The following is a 20,553-nucleotide window of genomic DNA, read 5'->3' as shown; positions in this document are numbered from 1 at the left end:
GCGGCGAAGCGGAGGAAACGGGAGAGGAAACCGCGGGGCGCGGGCGAGCGCCAAGCCTACACCAGTCTACGTCCCCAAAACCGATGGCACATCAAACCGCCCCGCCAGGGCGTCTGGACAAGGCACACCATTCCCAAAAGGAATGAAATTCCTTAAATATTTATCCCTTTTTATCAAGTGGGGGATTGCGTAGAGTCCTGGACACAACAAACGCGGCCGCTTGCCGGATCGCGCATCAGGAGACTCCATGCCCCACGCATTCCTGCGCCGCGCCGCGAGCGCGCTCGCCCTGGCCGCGCTCGCCGTCGCCCCCGCCCTGTCGCAGGCCCAGGCCTACCCCGACCGCCCCATCAAGCTGGTGGTGCCGTGGCCCCCCGGCGGCGCCACCGACGCCCTGGGCCGCATGCTCGCGCAGCGCCTGACCGAACGCCTGGGCCAGACCGTCATCGTCGACAACAAGGCCGGCGCCGGCGGCAACATCGGCACCGCCGCCTTCGTGCGCGAGAAGCCCGACGGCTACACCCTGCTGGTCGCCACCAGCTCGACCAACGCCGCCAACCCGCACCTGTATGCGCGCCTGGGCTTCGACCCGATCAAGGACTTCACGCCCGTCGCCTTCGTCGCCGAGATCCCCAACATCCTCGAAGTGCCCAAGCAGTCGCCCTACCAGTCGGCGCAGCAGCTGGTCGACGCCGCCAAGGCCGCGCCCGGCAAGCTCAACTACGGCTCGGGCGGCGTCGGTTCGTCCCAGCACCTGGCGGGCGCCATGTTCAAGGCCCGCACCGGCGTCGACATCCTGCACATCCCCTACAAGGGCAGCGGCCCCGCGGTCTCCGACCTGCTTGCGGGCCAGGTCGACATGATGATCGACACCGGCTCGCTGGCCCAGGTCCAGGCCGGCGCCCTGCGCGCCCTCGCCGTCGCCTCGCGCCAGCGCCTGCCCGCCCTGCCGGACGTGCCCACCTTCGCCGAGGCCGGCGTCAGCGACATGCACGCCTCCGCCTGGTACGGCATCGTCGCCCCCGCCGGCACGCCCGACGACATCGTGGCGCGCCTGAACCGCGACATCAACGCCATCACCGCCGACCCCGCCATGCGCCAGCGCATGGAATCCATGGGCGCCATCGTCCCCGCGGCCCAGACACCCGCCGCCTTCGGCGACTTCATGCGCGCCGAGATCGACCGCTACGCCGGCATCGTCAAGCTGTCGGGCGCGAAGATGGAGTAGCCACGGCGCGGGGGCGGCGATGGCCGCCCCCGCCGCACGCGAATCGCCCATGAAAAAGCCGCTCCCAAGGGAGCGGCTTTTCATCGAGCCTGGCCAGCGACTTACTGGGCCCGCTCTTGCAGCACGGCCACCGCCGGCAACGTCTTGCCTTCCAGGAACTCCAGGAACGCGCCGCCGCCGGTCGAGATGTAGCCGACCTGCTCGCCGATGCCGTACTTGGCGATCGCCGCCAGCGTGTCGCCGCCGCCCGCGATCGAGAAGCCCTCGGAATCCGCGATCGCCTGCGCCACCACCTTGGTGCCATTGGCGAACTGGTCGAACTCGAACACGCCCACCGGGCCGTTCCAGACGATGGTGCCGGCCTGCTTCAGGATCTCGGCCAGCTGCTGCGCGGTCTGCGGGCCGATGTCCAGGATCATGTCGTCGGCGGCGACCTCATCGGCCGCCTTCACGGTGGCCTCGGCGTCCGCGCCGAACGCCTTGGCGCACACCACATCCACCGGGATCGGCACATCCGCGCCGCGCTGCTTCATCAGTTCGATCACGGCGCGCGCCTGGTCCACCTGGTCCGGCTCGGCCAGCGACTTGCCGATCGACAGCCCGGCCGCCAGCATGAAGGTGTTGGCGATGCCGCCACCGACCACCAGCTGGTCGACCTTGTCGGCCAGCGATTGCAGGATCGACAGCTTGGTCGACACCTTGGAACCGCCGACGATCGCCACCAGCGGGCGCTTGGGCTCATGCAGCGCGCGGCCCAGCGCGTCCAGCTCGGCTTCCAGCAGCGGGCCGGCGCAGGCCACCGGCGCGAAGCGCGCGATGCCGTGCGTGGTGGCCTCGGCGCGGTGCGCCGTGCCGAAAGCGTCGTTGACGTAGACGTCGCACAGCGCCGCCATCTTGCGCGACAGCGCCTCGTCGTCCTTCTTCTCGCCGACGTTGACGCGGCAGTTTTCCAGCAGCACCACCAGGCCCGGCTCGACCTTGACGCCGTCGACCCAGTTCTGCACCAGCGGCACCGGCATGCCCAGCAGCTCGGACAGGCGCTGGCCGACCTTGGCCAGCGAATCGGCCTCGGTCAGCTCGCCTTCTTTCGGACGGCCCAGGTGCGAGGTAACCATCACCGCGGCGCCGGCGTCCAGCGCCAGGCGGATGCCGGGCACCGAGGCGCGGATGCGGGTGTCTTCGGAAATGCGGCCGGCGTCATCGAACGGCACGTTCAGATCGGCGCGGATGAACACGCGCTTGCCGGACAGGGCGCCGGCCTTGGCCAGCGCGGACAGGGTATTGACCTTGGACATATGCTTTGCTTTCCCTAGAGTTGGCGAACGAAGGGGACGAACCCGCTTTCCGCCGTGGCGGAAAACCTGTTCGTCCCCTTCGGTTCGACAGCGATGCTTACTTGGCCGACATCAGCGCGACGGTGGTGTCGAGCATGCGGTTCGAGAAGCCCCACTCGTTGTCGTACCAGGACGAGACCTTGACCAGGCGGCCCGAGACCTTGGTCAGCGACGCGTCGACGGTGCTGGAGGCCGGGTTGTGGTTGTAGTCCACCGAGACCAGGGGTTCCGTGTTGTAGTCCAGGATGCCCTTGAGTTCGCCTTCCGAGGCGGCCTTCAGGATGCTGTTCACTTCCTCGACGGTCGTGTCGCGCTTGGCCACGAAGGACAGGTCGACGATCGACACGTTGATGGTCGGGACGCGGATGGCGTAGCCGTCCAGCTTGCCGTTCAGTTCCGGCAGCACCAGGCCGACCGCGGCGGCGGCGCCGGTCTTGGTCGGGATCATGCTCATGGTGGCCGAACGGGCGCGGCGCAGGTCTTCGTGGTAGACGTCGGTCAGGACCTGGTCGTTGGTGTAGGCGTGGACGGTCGTCATCAGGCCGTTTTCCAGGCCCAGCTTGTCGTTCAGCGGCTTGACCAGCGGGGCCAGGCAGTTGGTGGTGCACGACGCGTTCGAGATGACGGTGTCGGTCGACTTCAGCACGCCGTGGTTGACGCCGTAGACGACGGTGGCGTCAACGTCCTTGCCGCCGGGGGCCGAGATGATGACCTTCTTGGCGCCGCCCTTGATGTGCGCGCCGGCCTTTTCCTTGGTCGTGAAGAAGCCCGTGCATTCCAGCACCACGTCGACCTTCAGCTCGCCCCACGGCAGTTCGGCCGGGTTGCGGTTGGCCAGCACGCGGATCTTGTCGCCGTTGACGACCATGAACTCGCCGTCGACTTCGACGGTGCCCGGGAACTTGCCGTGGGCGGTGTCGTAGCGGGTCAGGTGGGCGTTGGTCTTGGGATCGCCCAGGTCGTTGATGGCGACGATTTCGATATCGTGCTTCTTGCCACCTTCGTAGTGGGCACGCAGGATGTTGCGGCCGATGCGACCGTAACCGTTGATGGCGACGCGAATGGTCATGACTAGGCTCCTTTTTTACAGAACTTGCTTGACGGTCTCGGCCACCTTGTCGGCGGTCAGCCCGAAGAACTTGAACAGCGCGCCCGCGGGGGCCGATTCGCCGTAGCGGTCGATGCCGACCACGGCGCCTTCCAGGCCCACGTACTTGTGCCAGAAGGCGGTCACGCCGGCCTCGACGGCCACGCGCGGCAGGCCCTTGGGCAGCACCGATTGCTTCCAGGCGGCGTCCTGCTTGTCGAACACGTCGGTGCTCGGCATGGACACCACGCGCACCGCGATGCCGTCCTTGGCCAGCTGGGCTTGCGCATCCAGGGCGATGGCGACTTCGGAACCGGTGGCGATGATCACGGCGCGGGCGCCGTCGGCGTCGCGCAGCACGTAGCCGCCGCGGGCGATGGCGTCCACGGTGGCGGCATCGCGCGGCACGAACGGCAGGTTCTGGCGCGACAGCAGCAGGGCCGTCGGGCCGCCGTCATGCACGTCCATGCCGATGCTGGCCGGACGCGTCACGGCGACGTTCCAGGCCACGGCGGTTTCGGCCGTGTCGCAGGGACGCCAGAGCGACAGATTGGGGATCAGGCGCAGGCTGGAGGCGTGCTCGATCGACTGGTGGGTCGGGCCGTCTTCGCCCAGGCCGATGGAGTCGTGCGTGAACACGTGCACCACGCGCTGCTTCATCAGCGCGGCCATGCGGATGGCGTTGCGCGAGTAGTCCGAGAACGTCAGGAAGGTGCCGCCGAACGGCAGGTAGCCGCCGTGCAGCGCCACGCCGTTCATGATGGCGGCCATGCCGAATTCGCGCACGCCGTAGTTGATGTGGCGGCCAAACTGGATGCCCTTGTCGCCCGCGCGGACGGCGGCGACGCCCTTCCAGTCGGTGAAGTTGGAACCGGTCAGGTCGGCCGAGCCGCCCAGCATTTCCGGCAGCGCGGCGGCCAGCGCCGTGATCGCGAACTGCGAGGCCTTGCGGGTGGCGACGGTCTCGGCCTTTTCCAGCGTGGCGTTCAGGAACGCCTGGAACTGGTCGGCGTAGCCGGCGGGCAGCTCGCCCTTCATGCGGCGGGTGAACTCGGCGGCCTCGGCCGGGAATTCGGCGGCGTAGGCGTTGAACGCCGACTGCCATTCGGCCTGCGCGGCGGCGCCGGTCTTGCGGCCGTCCCAGCCGTCGTAGATGTCCTGCGGGATCTGGAACGGCTCGGCCGACCAGCCCAGCGCGGCGCGGGTGGCGGCGATCTCGTCCTTGCCCAGCGGGGCGCCGTGCACGTTGTGGGTGCCGGCCATGTTGGGCGAACCCTTGCCGATGACGGTGCGGCAGACGATCAGCGTGGGCTTGTCCGATTGCGCGCGGGCGGCCTTGATGGCGGCGTCCACGGCGGCGGCGTCGTGGCCGTCGATGCCGCGGATGACGTTCCAGCCGTAGCCTTCGAAGCGCTTGGCGGTGTCGTCGGCGAACCAGTGCTCGACGTGGCCGTCGATCGAGATGCCGTTGTCGTCATACAGCACCACCAGCTTGGACAGCTTGAGCGTGCCGGCCAGCGAGCACACTTCGTGCGAGATGCCTTCCATCAGGCAGCCGTCGCCGGTGAAGGCGTAGGTGTGATGGTCGACGATGGCGTGGCCGGGCTTGTTGAACTCGGCGGCCAGCAGCGCTTCGGCCAGCGCCATGCCGACGGCGTTGCCCAGGCCCTGGCCCAGCGGGCCGGTGGTGGTTTCCACGCCCGGGGTGATGCCTACTTCGGGGTGGCCCGGCGTCTTGGAATGCAGCTGGCGGAAATTCTTCAGTTCTTCGATCGGCAGGTCGTAGCCGGTCAGGTGCAGCAGCGCGTAGATCAGCATCGAGCCGTGGCCGTTGGACAGCACGAAGCGGTCGCGGTTGGCCCAGGCGGGATCCTTGGGGTTGTGGCGCAGGTTGCCGATCCAGAGGGCCTGGGCGATTTCCGCCATGCCCATGGGAGCACCCGGGTGCCCGGAGTTCGCTTGTTGCACGGCATCCATCGCGAGGGCGCGGATGGCATCCGCCAAGGCAAGTTTAGGGGCGGTCGGATTGCTCATTCGGAAGGCTCTTTGAGGCTGGCGCGCCCACGCAGGAAATGGGGGCCAGTTGAGTAGGTTGCGAAGCAGACGATTTTAACACCTGGGGATGACCCGTCCGGCGACAGGCGGCGGGGTCCGCCAGATGGACGATGCTCCTGGGGGAAATCGTGGCGGCCCCCGGGGGGAGACCGCAATGTCATGGCGTAGTTGCCACAATTGCGGCGGGCCGGTCCGACATTCATGATGGCTTGGCACAGCCCCTTGTTGGAATCCGTATCATGATTGCCATGTTGAGCTTCACCATTCCCGCCGCCGGCATCCTGGCCTTGCGCAACGCGCTGGGCGAGGAACGCGCCATCGCGGTGGCGCAGGCGCTGGAACAAGCCCGCCTGCAGGGCGAGGCCGATCTGCTCAAGCGCTCGCAGGACGAGGCGCGCGCCGAACTCCACGCCTATGCCCTGTCACGGGTCGACTACGCCCGCGAAAGGGCTGAACTCGAACGCGACATCGCCAGGCGCGCCGCCCAGGACCAATTCGACAGACTCGTCGAAGTCGTCGCGCAACTGCCCACTCGCGAGGAACTCAAGCGCTTCGCCACCCACGAAGACCTGGCCGAGGTGCGCCACGACCTCCTGCGCCTGGACAAGAAAATGACGGTCGGCTTCCTGACCCTGCTGACGCTGCAACTGGCGTCCAGCGCCCCCAACCTGATCGACTGGGGCACCAAGGTGGTAGGCTACGCGCTCAGGTGACCGGGCCACCGGCCCGCCCCTAAGTCTCCGGGCCGCTGCCCGGTGCCGCGCCCCGGGTCTGCGCCCGGCCCCACGTCCGCCGTCCGTCCATTACCGCATCACCCATGTCCGCTCCCCGCTTCTTCTGCGACGCTCCCCTGTCCGCCGGCGCCCGCATCGCCCTGCCGGAGGCCCTGGCGCACCACGCCATCCGGGTGTTGCGGCTGCGCGCGGGGGAAACCGTGGCGCTGTTCAACGGCCAGGGCGGCGAATACCCGGCGGTGCTGGAAATCGAGGGCAAGGCCGGTTTCGCCCAGTTGGGCGCGTTCGATCCGCGCGAAGCCGAGCTGGCCGGCCGCATCACGCTGGTGCAGGGCCTGCCCGCCGGCGACAAGATGGACTGGGTGGTGGAAAAGGCCGTGGAACTGGGCGCCGCCCGGGTCAGCCCGATCGCGGCGCAGCGCAGCGTGCTGCAACTGGCCGGCCCACGACTCGAAAAACGGGTGGCCCACTGGCAGCGCATCGCCCAGTCGGCCGCCGAACAATGCGGCCGCAACCGCCTGATGGCGGTCGACGCGCCCGTGGCGCTGGCCGACTGGCTGGCGCAGCCCGCCGATGGCCTGCGCCTGCTGTGCCACCCGGAGGCCGACACCGACCTGGCCGGCCTGCTCGGCGCCACGCCCGGCCTGGCGTCACTGACGCTGCTGGTCGGCCCCGAGGGCGGCTGGTCGGACAAGGAATTGGCCCAGGCGCGCGAAGCGGGCGTTCAGGCCGTCAGGTTCGGCCCGCGGGTGCTGCGCACGGAAACGGCTGGCCTGGCCTTGATTTCAGCCGCTGGGGCATTGCTCGGCTGGTAATGAAGCGCCCCGCGCTTGGGGCATGACAGGCAGATGGCTGGCGCGAGGGGGGCGTGAGCGCCGCCAATGCCGCCTGACAGCGCCGTCAGTCGTGTTCGCCGTAGGGCGCCGCGGCCACGCCGGGCTCGGGGTCCGGGTGCTTGCCCGCGTGTTCCACCACATACGCAAACGTGCGGCCATTCTCGTGGGCGAATTCCGCGGCGTCGGCGCAGACCGACTCGATGCGGGCGGCGTCTTCCTCCAGCGCCGGATCCCCCGAATGCAGCTTGTACAGCCACAGCACCACGCCGGTCTTGTGATCCAGCACGGTATCGCACAGACAGTCGTACAGCGCGTCGAGGTTGCCGCCGAAATACTCGGGGAAATCCACCGCCTTGACGATGGCGCGCAGCACCGCGGAGCGGCTGCGGGCCGGGTCGCAATTGGCCACAAACAGTGCCAGGCCGAGCTCATGCGCGGCGTCGACCACGGCCTTTTTGTCCAGCCCGTCATGGGCCAGCGCTCCACCTCGCTTCAACTGCTTCTGCAGGGTAGATTGGGCATTGCGCGTCATGCCTGTGCCTCCTTGAAAAAGGCGATCACTTCATCGTTACGCTGCATCGTATCGGCATAACCCAGTTCAATCAATCGCTTGGTGTAGCTGGACTCGAACAACAGGTAGGACATCAGCGCACCGCCCCCGGGGCGGCTTGGGTCGGACGATACACCGAGTACGCGAAAAAGGGCACGGGCCTGGGCCGGCATGTCGCCCAGGTGTTCCAGCGCCAGGGAGTCCAGGGAGCGGCTGGGGGTGATCGCCAGCACCTGGATGCGGCGCACGGCGACCTCGTCGCCCTCCCGCGGCGCGGCGTGGTCGACCAGGTAGTTCATCCGCTCCAGGCGCTCGACGTCCATCGACAGGCCGTCCAGGAAAATGCTGGACAGGGCATGGCCGCCCACCTGGGCCAGCGAAGGGTATGGCGGCGCGGCCTCGCGGTGCTCGGGGTGGGTGTCATCGCGGAACCCGGTGCCGATCACCAGCACCCGGTGCGCGCCCAGGTGGATGGCCGGGCTGATCGGCGCCAGTTGCCGCATGGAGCCGTCGCCGCACCATTCGCCCTTGCCGTGCACCGTGATCTGGCGGGCGGGAAAGACGAAGGGAATCGCGGACGAGGCCATCAGGTGGTCGACCGTGATCGGCGTGGGAATCGCCAGCCGCAGGTAGCGGTGCCAGGGCTCGATCGGCGCATGCGCCTGGTAGAACGTCAGGTGCTCGCCGCTGGTGTAGCCCGAGGCCGTGATCGCCAGCGCCGACAGCGCGCCGCTCTCCAGATTCGATTGCAGGTGGCCGAAATCCAGCACCCGGCCCAGCAGCTCCTGCATCGGGCTGTTGTCCAGCAGCGACTGCGGCCGCTTGCGCGTCAGGCCGGAATACATCCAGCCCAGCGACAGCAGGCCCAGCCAGCGCACGCCGGTGCGGATCAGGCCGGGCGCGTCGGCCCGGTAGATCATGTCGGTATTGAGCGACGACCACAGGCGGCGGATGCGGCGAACTCCCAGGTGCGGCCGCTCGGCGCGGCAGGCCAGCGCGGCGGCGTTGATGGCGCCGGCGGAGGTGCCGCAGATGATGTCGAAGGGATTCTTGAAACGCGAATGCCAGTCGGGGTCCAGCAGCTCCATGATGGCGCTGAGCACGCCCACCTGATAGGCGGCGCGGGCGCCGCCTCCGGTCAGGACCAGGCCGGTCGGCGTGCGCGGGCACGCCGGACCGCCGTTGGTGACTTCAACGCGGGGTATTGGCATCCACCACCGTCATCGCGGTCATGTTGACGATGCGGCGCACGGTCGAGCTGGAGGTCAGGATGTGCACCGGCGCGTTGGCGCCCAGCAGGAACGGGCCGACCGCCACGTTGCCGCCCGCCGCCGTCTTGAGCAGGTTGTAGGCGATGTTGCCGGCGTCCACGTTCGGGCACACCAGCAGGTTGGCCTGGCCCTTGAGGGTCGACGACGGCAGGATCCGCATGCGCAGCGCCTCGTCCAGCGCGCAGTCGCCGTGCATCTCGCCGTCGATCTCCAGTTCCGGCTCGGCTTCGCGCACCAGCTCCAGCGCGCGGCGCATCTTGGCGCCGGAAGCCGAGCTGCCCGAACCGAAGTTCGAGCGCGACAGCAGCGCCACCTTCGGCGCCAGGAACATGCGCTGCATTTCCTTGGCCGCCGCGATGGTGAATTCGGCGATCTGCTCGGCCGTGGGCTCGTCGTTGACGTGCGTGTCCACCAGCACCACCGTGCGCTCGTTGAGCAGCAGGATGTTCATGGCGGCATAGACGTTGCGGCCCGGCCGGCGGCCGATCACTTCGTCGATGAAGCGCAGGTGGTCGTGGTACGCGCCGACCGAACCGCAGACCATGCCGTCGGCATCGCCCAGGTGCACCATCATCGCGCCGATCAGCGTCATGCGGCGGCGCATTTCCACGCGCGCCATTTCCTTGGTGATGCCGCGGCGGCACATGCGTTCCCAGTAGGTGGTCCAGTACTGGTGGAAGCGCTCGTCGTATTCCGGGTTGGTGACCTCGACGTCTTCACCCAGCCGCAGGCGCAGGCCCAGCTTCTCGATGCGGGTCAGCAGCACCGACGGACGGCCCACCAGGATGGGACGGGCCAGGCCTTCGTCCACCACCACCTGCACCGCGCGCAGCACGCGCTCGTCTTCGCCTTCCGCGAACACGATGCGGGCCGGGCCGCCTTCGCGCACGATGCGCTTGGCGGCCGAGAACAGCGGCTTCATGAAGGCGCCGGAGTGGTACACGAACTGCTGCAGCTGCTCTTCGTAGGCTTCCAGGTCGGCCAGCGGGCGCGTGGCCACGCCGCCTTCCATGGCGGCCTTGGCCACCGCCGGCGCGATGCGCACGATCAGGCGCGGATCGAACGGCTTGGGGATCAGGTATTCGGGGCCGAACGAGATATCGAAGGTGCCGTAGGCCGCGGCCACCACTTCGTTCTGCTCTTCCTCGGCCAGCTCGGCGATGGCGTACACCGCCGCCTTTTCCATCTCGCGCGTGATGGTCGTGGCGCCCACGTCCAGCGCGCCACGGAAGATGTACGGGAAGCACAGCACGTTGTTGACCTGGTTCGGATAATCCGAACGGCCGGTCGCCATGACAACGTCGTCGCGCACCGAATGGGCCAGCTCGGGCAGGATTTCCGGCGTCGGGTTGGCCAGCGCCAGGATCAGCGGACGCGGACCCATGGTGGCGACCATCTCGGGCTTGAGCACGCCGCCGGCCGACAGGCCCAGGAACACGTCCGCGCCGTCGATCACTTCGGCCAGCTTGCGGGCGTCGGTCTTCTGCATGAAGCGCGCCTTGTCCGGATCCATCAGCACGGTGCGGCCTTCGTAGACCACGCCCTCGATGTCGGTGACCCAGATGTTTTCCAGCGGCAGCCCCAGGTCCACCATCAGGTCCAGGCAGGCCAGCGCGGCCGCGCCGGCGCCGGACGTGACGACTTTGACCTTGTCGATCTGCTTGCCGACGACCTTCAGGCCGTTGATGAAGGCCGCCGACACGCAAATCGCGGTGCCATGCTGGTCGTCGTGGAAGACGGGGATCTTCATGCGCTCGCGCAGCTTGCGCTCGACCGTGAAGCACTCGGGCGCCTTGATGTCTTCAAGGTTGATGCCGCCGAAGGTGGCTTCCAGGCCGGCGATGATCTCGACCAGCTTGTCCGGGTCGGTTTCGTTGATCTCGATGTCGAACACGTCCAGGCCGGCGAACTTCTTGAACAGCACCGCCTTGCCTTCCATCACCGGCTTGGAGGCCAGCGCGCCGATGTTGCCCAGGCCCAGCACCGCGGTGCCGTTGGTGATCACGCCGACCAGGTTGCCGCGCGCGGTGTAGCGGAACACGTTGGCCGGATCCGCCACGATTTCCTCACAGGCCGCCGCCACGCCGGGCGAGTACGCCAGGGCCAGGTCGCGTTGGTTGGTGAGCTGCTTGGTCGGCGTGACCGAGATTTTGCCGGGACGGCCGTGCTCGTGGTATTCAAGGGCGGCTTTGCGGAGGTTGGCATCCATAGGGGCGGCTACTGGCTAGAGTGAGGAACACGAAAGGGGGCAATTCTATTCCGATGGCGGAGCGCGCGAAACGTTCCCTGCGCGGCCCCCGGGGCGCGCATCCCCGGCCAGGCCGCGGGCGCCGCCCATCTTACCCCCGGCTTACAAGCTGTCGCTATTCGGCGGCGGCGTGAATTCGGGAAAACGCCCATACGGGTCGAACAGCGCCTTGATGCGCGCCTGCAGCGCGGCGGCCTGCCTCGGCGCCGCAGCGGCCGTTCCGGCATCGCGCGGCGCCAGGGCGCCGGCCTGCGGCGCGGGGGCAGCCCCGGCATCGGCGACGGGCGGGCAGTCCGCCAGCGTCACCCCCTGCACCCACGCCAGCGTGCCGCCCTGCCCGAGCATCAGATGCGCCAGGTTGACCGTCGCCGGCGCCCGCGGCGCCAGGGCGTCGAGCCGGTAGCGCGCCAGCCAGGCGTCCCCGTCACGGCAGGCGGCGGCCAGGTCCCCGTTCACCAGCTGGAACAGCGCCGGCACCAGTCGCTGCACCGTCGCCGACCGCAACGGCTGCAGGTCGTCGGCGCCAAACGGCCCCAGGGATTCCTCGACACCGTCCGCCAGCAGCAGGTCCACGGCCAGCACGCCCGACGCCGCGCAGTCCCCGGCCGGCCAGGCGGCCGGCGCGGCCAGCCATTGGGCCAGGGTCATGGCGCCCGGCAGACCCGCGAATTGCCGCAGCCCGGCCTGCGCCAGCGCCGCCAGCGGCACGCCGGGCTGGGCGCGCCAGCGCGGCGGCGCCCCGGCCAGCCGTGCCAGGCCCGCCAGGCGGCCGGGATCGATCCGCAGCAGCGGGCCATCGACCGGCGCGAACGGCCCGTCGGCATCGTCCAGCGCCAGCACCACGCCATATTCGGCGCACAGCGCGCGCGCATGCACCACGTCGCCCTCGCGCGACGGCGTCAGCAGCGCGCGCGGCCCCTGGCCCGCCGTCTCGCCCAGGTCGCGCAACGTCCCCTGGCACAACAGCCCCAGCCGTTGCAGGAAAGTGGCCCAGGGCGTCTGGACGGGCCGCCGGCCCAGGAGGAAAGCGCGCCGTGATGGCTGCATGACTACAATTCCCTTTATTCCGCTTCAAGTAGCCTTCGAGAGCCCGATGCCCCGCCTTGCCGCCCGTACCAACGAATTCCTGACCTTCCAGGTCGTCGAACTGTTCAAGCAGGCGCAAGCGCTGCAGGCGGCGGGCAAGGACATCATCAGCCTGGGCATCGGCGAACCGGACTTTACCGCGCCGCCCCAGGTCGTGGAAGCGCTGCAGCGCGCGGCCCAGGCCGGCCAGAGCGGCTACAGCGCCCCCGCCGGCCTGATGCCGCTGCGCGAGGCGATCGCCCAGTTCTACCACGACCAGTTCGGCGCCACGATCAACCCGCGGCGCGTCATCGTCACGGCCGGCGCCTCCGGCGCCCTGACCCTGGCCTGCGCCGCCCTGGTCAACCCCGGCGGCGAAGTCCTGATGCCGGACCCGTCCTACCCCGCCAACAGCAACTTCGTACTCGCCGCCGGCGGCCGGCCGCGCCTGATCCCCAGCTCCGCCGACAAGCGCTTCCAGCTGTCGGCCCAGGACGTGGCGCACCATTGGACCGAGGCCGCCCAGGGCGTGCTGGTGGCCTCGCCCAGCAACCCCACCGGCACCTCCATCGACCACGGCGAGCTGGCCCGGCTGCTGGGCGAGGTCCGCGCCCGCCATGGCTTCGCCATCGTCGACGAAATCTACCTGGGCCTGTCCTATGAAGGCCAGCCGCGATCCGCGCTGACGCTGGACGACGACATCATCGTCATCAACAGCTTCTCGAAGTATTTCCACATGACCGGCTGGCGCCTGGGCTGGATGATCGTGCCCGAGGACATGGTGGCCCCGGTGGAGAAGATCGCCGGCAGCCTGGCCATCTGCGCCCCCACCCTGGCGCAGCATGCCGCCCTGGCCTGCTTCACCTCCGACGCCTTGCGCACTTTCGAACACCGCCGCGAAGCCTTCAAGCAGCGCCGCGACTACCTGCTGCCCGAATTCGACCGCCTCCGCCTGAAGGTGCCGGTCAAGCCCGACGGCGCCTTCTACATCTACGCCGACATCAGCGACTTCGGCACCGACAGCGCCAGCTTCTCGCAACGCCTGCTGCTGGAAGCCGGCATCGCCGCCGTGCCCGGCCTGGACTTCGGCCCGGCCCATGGCCACCACACCATGCGCTTTTCCTACGCCACCGGCCTGGACCGGCTGGAAGAAGCCGTGGCCCGCCTGGGCAGGCTGCTGGGCCGCTGAGGCGCGCCCGTCGGCCCGGCCGCCTCGGACCGGGCCGCCATATCGGCGCGGGCGCCTGCCACGGGCGGGACGCGCCGATACACTGGTCGGGCGGCCGCGCGCCGGCCCGCCTTTCCGTCTGACGAAGCCTTAACGTTCAGATAATCCTTGCCATGCAAAATCGCCGGGCGGACGCAATAGCCAAGCCTATGGCGGCGCGGCCATTGCCGGCCCGGGCCACCTATATTTTCCGGGGCGGCAACCGGCACCGGGCCGCCTTTCCCTTTTTCAAGAGTCAATACATCATGTTCAAGCGGAACACGACAAGGATCCGCCGCCCGCGGCGTGGCGCGCTGGCGGCGGCGGGATGGATCATCGCCTGCCTGCTGCCGCTGCCGGCCCATGCGGCCGGGCCGGGGTGCCAGCTCGATCCGACGCGGGCCGGCAACTACATCGAAGACAAAGGGATACAGGCCGCGCCCGGACAATTCGCGCCAGCGCTACTGACGCTGGACAAGTCCAATCCGCCAGGCACGGTCGTCTATGACGCCCCTATGCCACCCGTGCCATGGGTGTGCGTCAGCAACTCAACAACCAGGACGCCGTTCCTGGTGCCGGGCGCAAACTTGACGCCGGTCATAAACGAGTTGCGCAAGGCCGGACTGAAACTCGTCCTTCAGATCAATGGATATCCGGACTGGGAGCCGACGGGCAACACGACGGACGACAGATTCCCCTTGAGCCAAGAGAGCTACGCCCCCAAGTCCGCCACGGACAGTACGTTGACGGCAAACGGGTTGCTGCTCGGCAGGCTGCGGCTGGTCACCGTCACGCCTCCGACTCGACCCGTCAGGGCCTACTTCCCCCCGTACGCCGACCTCGTCAGGATACATTACGGATTCATCCACACCAATCACATCGAAATCGGTTCGAACAACGCCACGGCCATCAGCCTCGTCCCGACCTGCATCGCGAAGATCTCTACGCCGGATTCGGTCTACCTGGGCCGGGCGTACCGCGCGAGCAATCTTCCCCTGCCCGCGCCGCAGCAGTTCACCATCGTCGCGGATTTCGACACGGCCTGCGATGGCGGTTTCAACGTCCTCGACCTGGGCAGCATGGTGGTTCCCCTGCGGATCAAATTCGAACCCGAGGGCAACACCGCGCTGACGTCCCTGGGCCTGGGCATAGAACTGAAAAACACCGATGGGGCGCCAAATGGCCTCGCGCTGCAGATCAAGCAAAACGGCGTCACGCCGATCACCTTCAACGCCTGGCATGACAGCGAATCGTTGACCACCAGCCTGCACCCCAGGAATCTGTCTTACTCGGCGGAACTGGTGAAGACGGGAACGACGCTGGTGTCGGGGGCATTCCGCCAGCAGGTCACCATCCTGGTGACATTCCAATGAGGGCGGCGCCGGCGCTAGCCGGCGCGCCAAGCGGCCGGCGGCCGCCACCTCAGGCCACCACATTGGGCCAGGGTCAATCCCGGGCCAACGCGATGCCCGACGCCAGCGCCAGGCGGCGGCGCTCGGCCTGCACCTTGGCGCCGTAGCCGTTGTCATCCGGCCCGGTCGAGCCGACATAACACGCCAGGCCGCCATCGACCGAGCCGCGCCGGTTGATGCAGTCCCTCAGGATCGTCGCCCCGACGGCGATGTTGGCGCCCGGGTCCAGCGGATTCTTGCCCACGGCATCGAACTTGTCCTGGTGCACGCTGGTCATCACCTGCATCAGGCCCTGCGCGCCGACGTGGCTCTCGGCCAGCGGGTTGTAGCGCGACTCGATGGCGATCACGGCCAGCAGCAGGAGCGGATCCAGCTGCTTCTCGCGGCCCACCTTGTATACGGTGTTCAGGAGCGGGCCGGTCGCGTCATAGGCGACCTTGTACTTGCGCGAAATGTAGTTGCGCAAGGCTTCGGCCTGCGGGCCGGTGGCGACCATGGCAGGCTTCTTGGGCGTCGCGGGCGCGGCGCGGGCAGGCCCCAGCATGCCGGTCGCATTGCTGGACGGCGCGGTGGGCACGGCCATGGCAATCGCCGACGAAGTATCGACGCCGAATTCGGATCCGGCTTCGGATTCGACGCCGGTCTGCATGGATGAAGGCGCGAGGGCGGTCAACAAGGCTTTGTGCACTTGCAATGCCTGGTCGCGCAAACCAGGCAGGGCGAATCCCATGCTTACCGTCACGATCACCGCGATGCCCAGGTAGACGGAGCAGATGCGCAGCGATTCGGCAAGATATTGGTGCACTCCTTGGGCCATGTTCCTGAACAGGCTGGCCACTGACGCATCGGGCATAAAACCTCCTGCGTGGAAAAAGAGGGAGTCAATGTTAACCTCTCTTTCTCCCCAAGATGTAACCAAATAGCCGGGATCTGTAGTGAAATACCGCGACCTTAGAGACTTCCTCGCTCAACTCGAACGCATGGGCGAGCTCAAACGCATCGCCGCGCCGGTCTCGACGCGCCTGGAAATGACCGAGATTTCCGACCGCGTGCTGCGCGCCGAGGGCCCCGCCCTGCTGTTCGAAAAGGCCCAGCACGACGGCAAGCCGGCCGAGATGCCGGTGCTGGCCAACCTGTTCGGCACGCCCTCGCGCGTGGCCCGCGGCATGGGCGCCGACGACGTCAGCGCGCTGCGCGACATCGGCGAACTACTGGCCTCGCTGCGCGAGCCCGAAGCGCCCAAGGGCTTTCGCGACGCGCTGGCCAAGGTGTCGATGCTGAAGTCGGCCCTGTGGGACATGAGCCCCAAGAACGTCAAGAGTCCGGCCTGCCAGGAGATCGTCTGGGAAGGCAAGGACGTGGACCTGACGCGTCTGCCGATCCAGACCTGCTGGCCTGGCGACGTGGCGCCGCTCTTGACCTGGGGTCTGGTCATCACGCGCGGCCCCAACGCCCGCCGCCAGAACCTGGGCATCTACCGCCAGCAGCTGCTGGGGCCGAACAAGCTCATCATGCGCTGGCTGTCGCACCGCGGCGGCGCGCTCGATTTCCGCGACCACGCGCTGGCCCATCCGGGCACGCCCTTCCCCATCGCCGTGGCGCTGGGCGCCGACCCGGCCACCACGCTGGGCGCGGTCACGCCGGTGCCGGACAGCCTGTCCGAATACCAGTTCGCCGGCCTGCTGCGCGGCTCGCGCACCGAGGTGGCGCAGGCGCTGGGCAGCAACCTGTCGGTGCCGGCCTGGGCCGAGATCGTGCTGGAAGGCCACCTGCTGCCGTCGTCCGATCCGCGCGCCATCGCGCCGGTGGTGCCGGACGGCGTCAACCCGCCGCCCAACAGCGACTACGAGATGGCGCTGGAAGGCCCCTACGGCGACCACACCGGCTACTACAACGAACAGGACTGGTTCCCGGTGTTCACGGTCGAGCGCATCACCATGCGCCGCAATCCGATCTATCACTCCACCTACACCGGCAAGCCGCCCGACGAGCCCGCCGTGCTGGGCGTGGCGCTCAACGAGGTGTTCGTGCCGCTGCTGCGGCGCCAGCTGCCGGAAATCGTCGACTTCTACCTGCCGCCCGAGGGCTGCAGCTACCGCCTGGCGGTGGTGTCGATCCGCAAGCAGTACGCCGGCCATGCCAAGCGCGTCATGTTCGGGCTGTGGAGCATCCTGCGCCAGTTCATGTACACCAAATTCATCGTGGTGGTGGACGAAGACATCAACCCGCGCGACTGGAAGGAAGTGGTGTGGGCCATGACCACGCGCATGGACCCGGTGCGCGACACGCTGCTGGTGGAGAACACGCCCATCGACTACCTGGACTTCGCCTCGCCGGTGTCCGGCCTGGGCGGCAAGATGGGCCTGGACGCCACCAACAAGTGGCCCGGCGAGACCCAGCGCGAATGGGGCACGCCCATCACCATGGACGCCGACGTCAAGAAGCGGGTGGACGACATCTGGGGGCAGTTGGGCCTGTAGGCCAGGTGGCCTTGCTCCTTCCGTTATGGGGATGCCGCCGGGAACAGGTGTTTGGCCATGAAGTCGACGAATGCCCGTACCCGGGGCAGCAATTGCCGGTTTGACGGCCACAGTACCCAGAAGGTGCTGGGCGAACCCGCCCATTCGTCCAGCACCCTCACCAGTTCCCCCCGCTCGAGGGCCCCGTTGACCGCGAAGTCCGGCAGGTAGGCGATGCCGAGTCCCTGGATGGCCATATGCCGCAGGGTCTCCAGGTGGTTGCTGGTCATGCTTGCCGCAGGGCGCGCATCGGCGTCCTCGTCGCCGCGGCGCAAGCGCCATTTTTCCAGCATGCCGGTGCTGGGAACGCGATGCAGCAGACAGGCATGCCGGGCGATGTCCTCGGGCCGTCCAGGCGTGCCATGCCGCTGGAAATAGTCGGGCGCGCCCACGCAGCAAAAGCGGCTGACACCCAGGCGTTTGCTCATCAGGCGGGAATCGCTCAGCTCTCCGGTGCGCACCACCGCATCGAATCCTTCCTCCACGACGTCCACCAGGCGATCGCTGAAATCCAGATCGAGCTCGATCTGCGGATAGCGGCTCGCAAAGGCCGACAACACCGGCCACATCAATCCGCTGACCAACGGCAGGCTTACCCGCAATCGTCCCTGCGGGGCCGCCTTGGTGCTGGCCAGTTCATTCTCGGCCGCCGCGATCTCTGAAAGGATGCGCCGGGAGCGATCGAGGAACAGTGCGCCTTCGGCCGTGAGGCTGACGCTTCGGGTGCTGCGCTGAAACAGGCGCACGCCAAGCTTGTGCTCCAGCCGCGCCACGCCCTTGCTCACCGCCGACGCCGAGATGCCCAACTGCCGTCCCGCGATCGCGAAACTGCGCGACTCGGCCACCTGCACAAAGATCGCCAATCCTCCGTAGCCATCCATTCGTCGCTCCAATTCATGACATAAATGTCATCTCAATGCTGATTCAAAGACTATTTTTCCACGATTAGTTCGAAATTATCATCAATTTCTTAGCGGGCAAGACCGAATGGCCTTGTCGCTACAGCCAAGAATCCGCAGGGCCCGCGCGGCCCGCTGTCATTAAGGAATATCCAATGAGTGCCACCCCCGCATCCGCGCCGGACGCGACGGTTCGCAGAGCCCCTCTGATCGTGACCGGCTGCCTGACGGCCGCCGTCATTCCGTTGAGCATCGCCGGCCCCGCCGTGGTCGTGCCCTCCATCAATCAGGCGCTGGGCGGCAGCGCAGTCGAGCTGACCTGGATCATCAACGCCTACATCCTGACCTACGGCAGCGCGACGCTCGCGGCGGGCAGTTTGGCCGACACCTATGGACGCAAACGCACCTGGCTGTCGGGCATGCTGTTGTTCGCTTTGATAACGGCGGCCATTCCCCTCATGCCGTCCGTGTTCTGGATCGACATCCTGCGGCTCATCCAGGGCCTCGGTGCGGCCGCCGCCTTCGCGGGCGCAATGGCGGCACTGACCCAGGAATTCGACGGGTACGCCCGCACGCGCGTATTCAGCCTGATCGGCACGACGTTCGGCGCCGGCGCGGCGTTCGGCCCATTCCTGGCAGGACTGCTGATCGACACGCTGGGATGGCAATGGGTGTTCTATCTGCCGGCGTTGGTTGCCTTGCTGGCTGCCGCGCTCATTGCGCCATTTGCCCGGGAAACGCGCGACCCCGGCGCCACGGGACTGGACTGGCCTGGCGCCATCAGCTTTACCACCGGGCTGGCCCTGCTGACGTACGGCATCATCCTTGCCCCCGAGCGGCACTGGAGCGATGCCTCGGTACTGGGTTGCCTGATGGGCGCCGCCATGCTGCTGGCCGCCTTCGTCTTCATCGAACGCCGGCAGGCCAACCCCATGCTTGACCTTTCATTGTTCGCCAACGCGCGGTTCGCGGGGGTACAGGTGCTGGCGATCGCGCCGGCCTATGCGTACATCGTGCTGCTGGTCGTGCTGCCAGCTCGGTTCATCGGCGTGGAAGGATACAGCGCACTGGCCGCCGGCCAGATGATGATCGCGCTATCGGCGCCGCTGCTGGTGGTGCCGTTCATCGCCGCGCTTCTGGCGCGCTGGATCAATGTCGGCGTGCTATCCGGCATCGGCCTCGCCATTGCGGCTGCCGGACTCGCCTGGCTGGGGTTGACGCTGTCCGGTGATGCACGCCACGGGCGTTTGTTGGCGATGCTGGCGATCGGCGTCGGGATCGGTCTGCCCTGGGGGCTGATGGACGGGTTGGCGGTGAGCGTGGTGCCCAAGGAACGGGCCGGCATGGCGACGGGCATCTTCAACGCGGTACGGCTGGCCGGCGACGGCATGGCCATTGCCGTCGTGGGGGCCATGTTGTCCGCCAACATTCTCTCGGGGCTGGCGGCGTCAGTACCCAGTGGGTTGGCGGCCGATGCGGATCTGGTGCAAGCATCGAACCGGCTGGCCATGAGCGATCTGCAGAATGCGCTGGCGCATCTGCCGACGGCGGGGCGATCGCTGCTGTTGCAGGCATACGAAAGCGCATTTCGGTTCCAGCTTCTCGTTCTGGCCGGCGCCGCGGCCGGGACGGCCATCCTGGTGTTCATGCTCCTGGGCAGGGTAAAACGGCCTGCCTGATCACGATGAAAAAAACCCCGCCGTGTCCCGGCGGGGTTTTCTTTTGGACGGACGCGAAGACCGGGATCAGCGCGCGTCGTCGTGATCGTCGCGCGAATCGCGCCAGACCTTGAACAGCTGCCAGCCCACCAGCGCGCCGCCGGCCAGCTTGAGCAGCTTGGACTTGCCGCCGCCACGCATGAACATGGCGGACAGCGACGAGCTGATGAGGGGATAGCGCCGCGCCAGGCCGATGGCCTGCATGGCCCAGCGCGACGCGCCGCCGGACGCCATGCCCGGCAGGAAGCTCTTGAGCAGCGCGGCCGGCTCGAGCTTGCGCCCGGCCGACACGATGCCCTGCGCCAGCGACTCGCGTTCGATGGCAGCGCGGGCGCGCAGCAGTTCGATGCGCACGGCGCGATCGACGGCGGGAGACCGTTTCGTCATGGT

The 20,553-nt window shown here is 67.9% G+C and carries 17 protein-coding genes; 7 read left to right on the top strand and 10 right to left on the bottom strand.

Annotated features, from left to right (window positions below):
- Positions 1-247: 247 nt before the first annotated feature.
- Positions 248-1,228, top strand: a complete 981-nt coding sequence (locus I6I07_RS13920; protein ID WP_198487079.1) for a Bug family tripartite tricarboxylate transporter substrate binding protein — start codon at positions 248-250, stop codon at positions 1,226-1,228.
- A gap of 101 nt (positions 1,229-1,329) precedes the next feature.
- Here I6I07_RS13920 and I6I07_RS13915 read toward each other — a convergent pair whose 3' ends face one another.
- The 3 genes from I6I07_RS13915 to tkt all read right to left on the bottom strand — a co-directional run bounded on the left by I6I07_RS13915 (position 1,330) and on the right by tkt (position 5,683).
- Complete coding sequence (locus tag I6I07_RS13915; protein ID WP_198487078.1) at positions 1,330-2,523, bottom strand: phosphoglycerate kinase; 1,194 nt, start codon at positions 2,521-2,523, stop codon at positions 1,330-1,332.
- Between the two features lie 97 nt (positions 2,524-2,620).
- Complete coding sequence (gap, locus tag I6I07_RS13910; RefSeq protein WP_006390861.1) at positions 2,621-3,631, bottom strand: type I glyceraldehyde-3-phosphate dehydrogenase; 1,011 nt, start codon at positions 3,629-3,631, stop codon at positions 2,621-2,623.
- A 15-nt stretch (positions 3,632-3,646) separates the two neighbouring features.
- Complete coding sequence (gene tkt, locus I6I07_RS13905; RefSeq protein WP_198487077.1) at positions 3,647-5,683, bottom strand: transketolase; 2,037 nt, start codon at positions 5,681-5,683, stop codon at positions 3,647-3,649.
- A gap of 260 nt (positions 5,684-5,943) precedes the next feature.
- Here tkt and I6I07_RS13900 point away from each other — a divergent pair, with 260 nt between their 5' ends.
- Both I6I07_RS13900 and I6I07_RS13895 read left to right on the top strand, forming a co-directional pair.
- Positions 5,944-6,417 (top strand): hypothetical protein, encoded by a 474-nt coding sequence (locus tag I6I07_RS13900; RefSeq protein WP_198487076.1) that lies wholly within the window; start codon positions 5,944-5,946, stop codon positions 6,415-6,417.
- Positions 6,418-6,521: 104 nt separating this feature from the next.
- A complete protein-coding gene (locus I6I07_RS13895) occupies positions 6,522-7,253 on the top strand; it encodes a 16S rRNA (uracil(1498)-N(3))-methyltransferase (RefSeq protein ID WP_006390864.1) in 732 nt (243 codons plus the stop codon).
- Positions 7,254-7,338: 85 nt separating this feature from the next.
- Here the strand turns inward: I6I07_RS13895 and I6I07_RS13890 are convergent, their stop codons facing one another.
- The 4 genes from I6I07_RS13890 to I6I07_RS13875 form a co-directional block, all read right to left on the bottom strand.
- The gene (locus I6I07_RS13890) at positions 7,339-7,806 is read right to left on the bottom strand and encodes a barstar family protein (RefSeq protein WP_006390865.1); all 468 of its coding nucleotides are present in this window, start codon (positions 7,804-7,806) and stop codon (positions 7,339-7,341) included.
- Positions 7,803-9,035, bottom strand: a complete 1,233-nt coding sequence (locus I6I07_RS13885) for a patatin-like phospholipase family protein (protein ID WP_232626082.1) — start codon at positions 9,033-9,035, stop codon at positions 7,803-7,805. The genes I6I07_RS13890 and I6I07_RS13885 overlap by 4 nt, the downstream gene beginning before the upstream one ends.
- Positions 9,016-11,304, bottom strand: a complete 2,289-nt coding sequence (locus I6I07_RS13880; RefSeq protein ID WP_198487075.1) for an NADP-dependent malic enzyme — start codon at positions 11,302-11,304, stop codon at positions 9,016-9,018. Before I6I07_RS13880 ends, I6I07_RS13885 begins: the two co-directional genes overlap by 20 nt.
- A 141-nt stretch (positions 11,305-11,445) precedes the next feature.
- Positions 11,446-12,390 carry an FAD-binding protein gene (locus tag I6I07_RS13875; protein WP_198487074.1) on the bottom strand — a complete coding sequence of 315 codons (945 nt, stop codon included), beginning with the start codon at positions 12,388-12,390 and terminating at the stop codon, positions 11,446-11,448.
- A gap of 46 nt (positions 12,391-12,436) precedes the next feature.
- Between I6I07_RS13875 and I6I07_RS13870 the strand changes: the two genes are divergently transcribed.
- Positions 12,437-13,597: a pyridoxal phosphate-dependent aminotransferase gene (locus I6I07_RS13870; protein WP_198487073.1), complete on the top strand. Its 1,161-nt coding sequence runs from the start codon at positions 12,437-12,439 to the stop codon at positions 13,595-13,597.
- Between the two features lie 152 nt (positions 13,598-13,749).
- Positions 13,750-14,988, top strand: coding sequence for a fimbrial protein (locus I6I07_RS13865; RefSeq protein ID WP_232626081.1), 1,239 nt, complete (start codon positions 13,750-13,752; stop codon positions 14,986-14,988).
- 73 nt (positions 14,989-15,061) lie between these two features.
- Here the strand turns inward: I6I07_RS13865 and I6I07_RS13860 are convergent, their stop codons facing one another.
- Positions 15,062-15,880 (bottom strand): lytic transglycosylase domain-containing protein, encoded by an 819-nt coding sequence (locus tag I6I07_RS13860; RefSeq protein WP_006390870.1) that lies wholly within the window; start codon positions 15,878-15,880, stop codon positions 15,062-15,064.
- An 82-nt stretch (positions 15,881-15,962) separates the two neighbouring features.
- Here I6I07_RS13860 and ubiD point away from each other — a divergent pair, with 82 nt between their 5' ends.
- Positions 15,963-17,507 carry a 4-hydroxy-3-polyprenylbenzoate decarboxylase gene (gene ubiD / locus I6I07_RS13855; RefSeq protein ID WP_198487072.1) on the top strand — a complete coding sequence of 515 codons (1,545 nt, stop codon included), beginning with the start codon at positions 15,963-15,965 and terminating at the stop codon, positions 17,505-17,507.
- 23 nt (positions 17,508-17,530) lie between these two features.
- Here the strand turns inward: ubiD and I6I07_RS13850 are convergent, their stop codons facing one another.
- Positions 17,531-18,427, bottom strand: coding sequence for a LysR family transcriptional regulator (locus I6I07_RS13850; protein ID WP_198487071.1), 897 nt, complete (start codon positions 18,425-18,427; stop codon positions 17,531-17,533).
- Positions 18,428-18,600: 173 nt separating this feature from the next.
- Here I6I07_RS13850 and I6I07_RS13845 point away from each other — a divergent pair, with 173 nt between their 5' ends.
- Positions 18,601-20,124, top strand: a complete 1,524-nt coding sequence (locus I6I07_RS13845) for an MFS transporter (RefSeq protein ID WP_232626080.1) — start codon at positions 18,601-18,603, stop codon at positions 20,122-20,124.
- Between the two features lie 66 nt (positions 20,125-20,190).
- Here the strand turns inward: I6I07_RS13845 and I6I07_RS13840 are convergent, their stop codons facing one another.
- Positions 20,191-20,550: a hypothetical protein gene (locus I6I07_RS13840; RefSeq protein WP_198487070.1), complete on the bottom strand. Its 360-nt coding sequence runs from the start codon at positions 20,548-20,550 to the stop codon at positions 20,191-20,193.
- Positions 20,551-20,553 lie beyond the last annotated feature (3 nt).

The sequence above is a fragment of the Achromobacter deleyi genome, assembly GCF_016127315.1.
Classification (GTDB): domain Bacteria; phylum Pseudomonadota; class Gammaproteobacteria; order Burkholderiales; family Burkholderiaceae_B; genus Achromobacter; species Achromobacter insuavis_A.
Note: the sequence above shows the minus strand (reverse complement) of the source record. Positions and strands in the feature narration are given on the sequence as shown.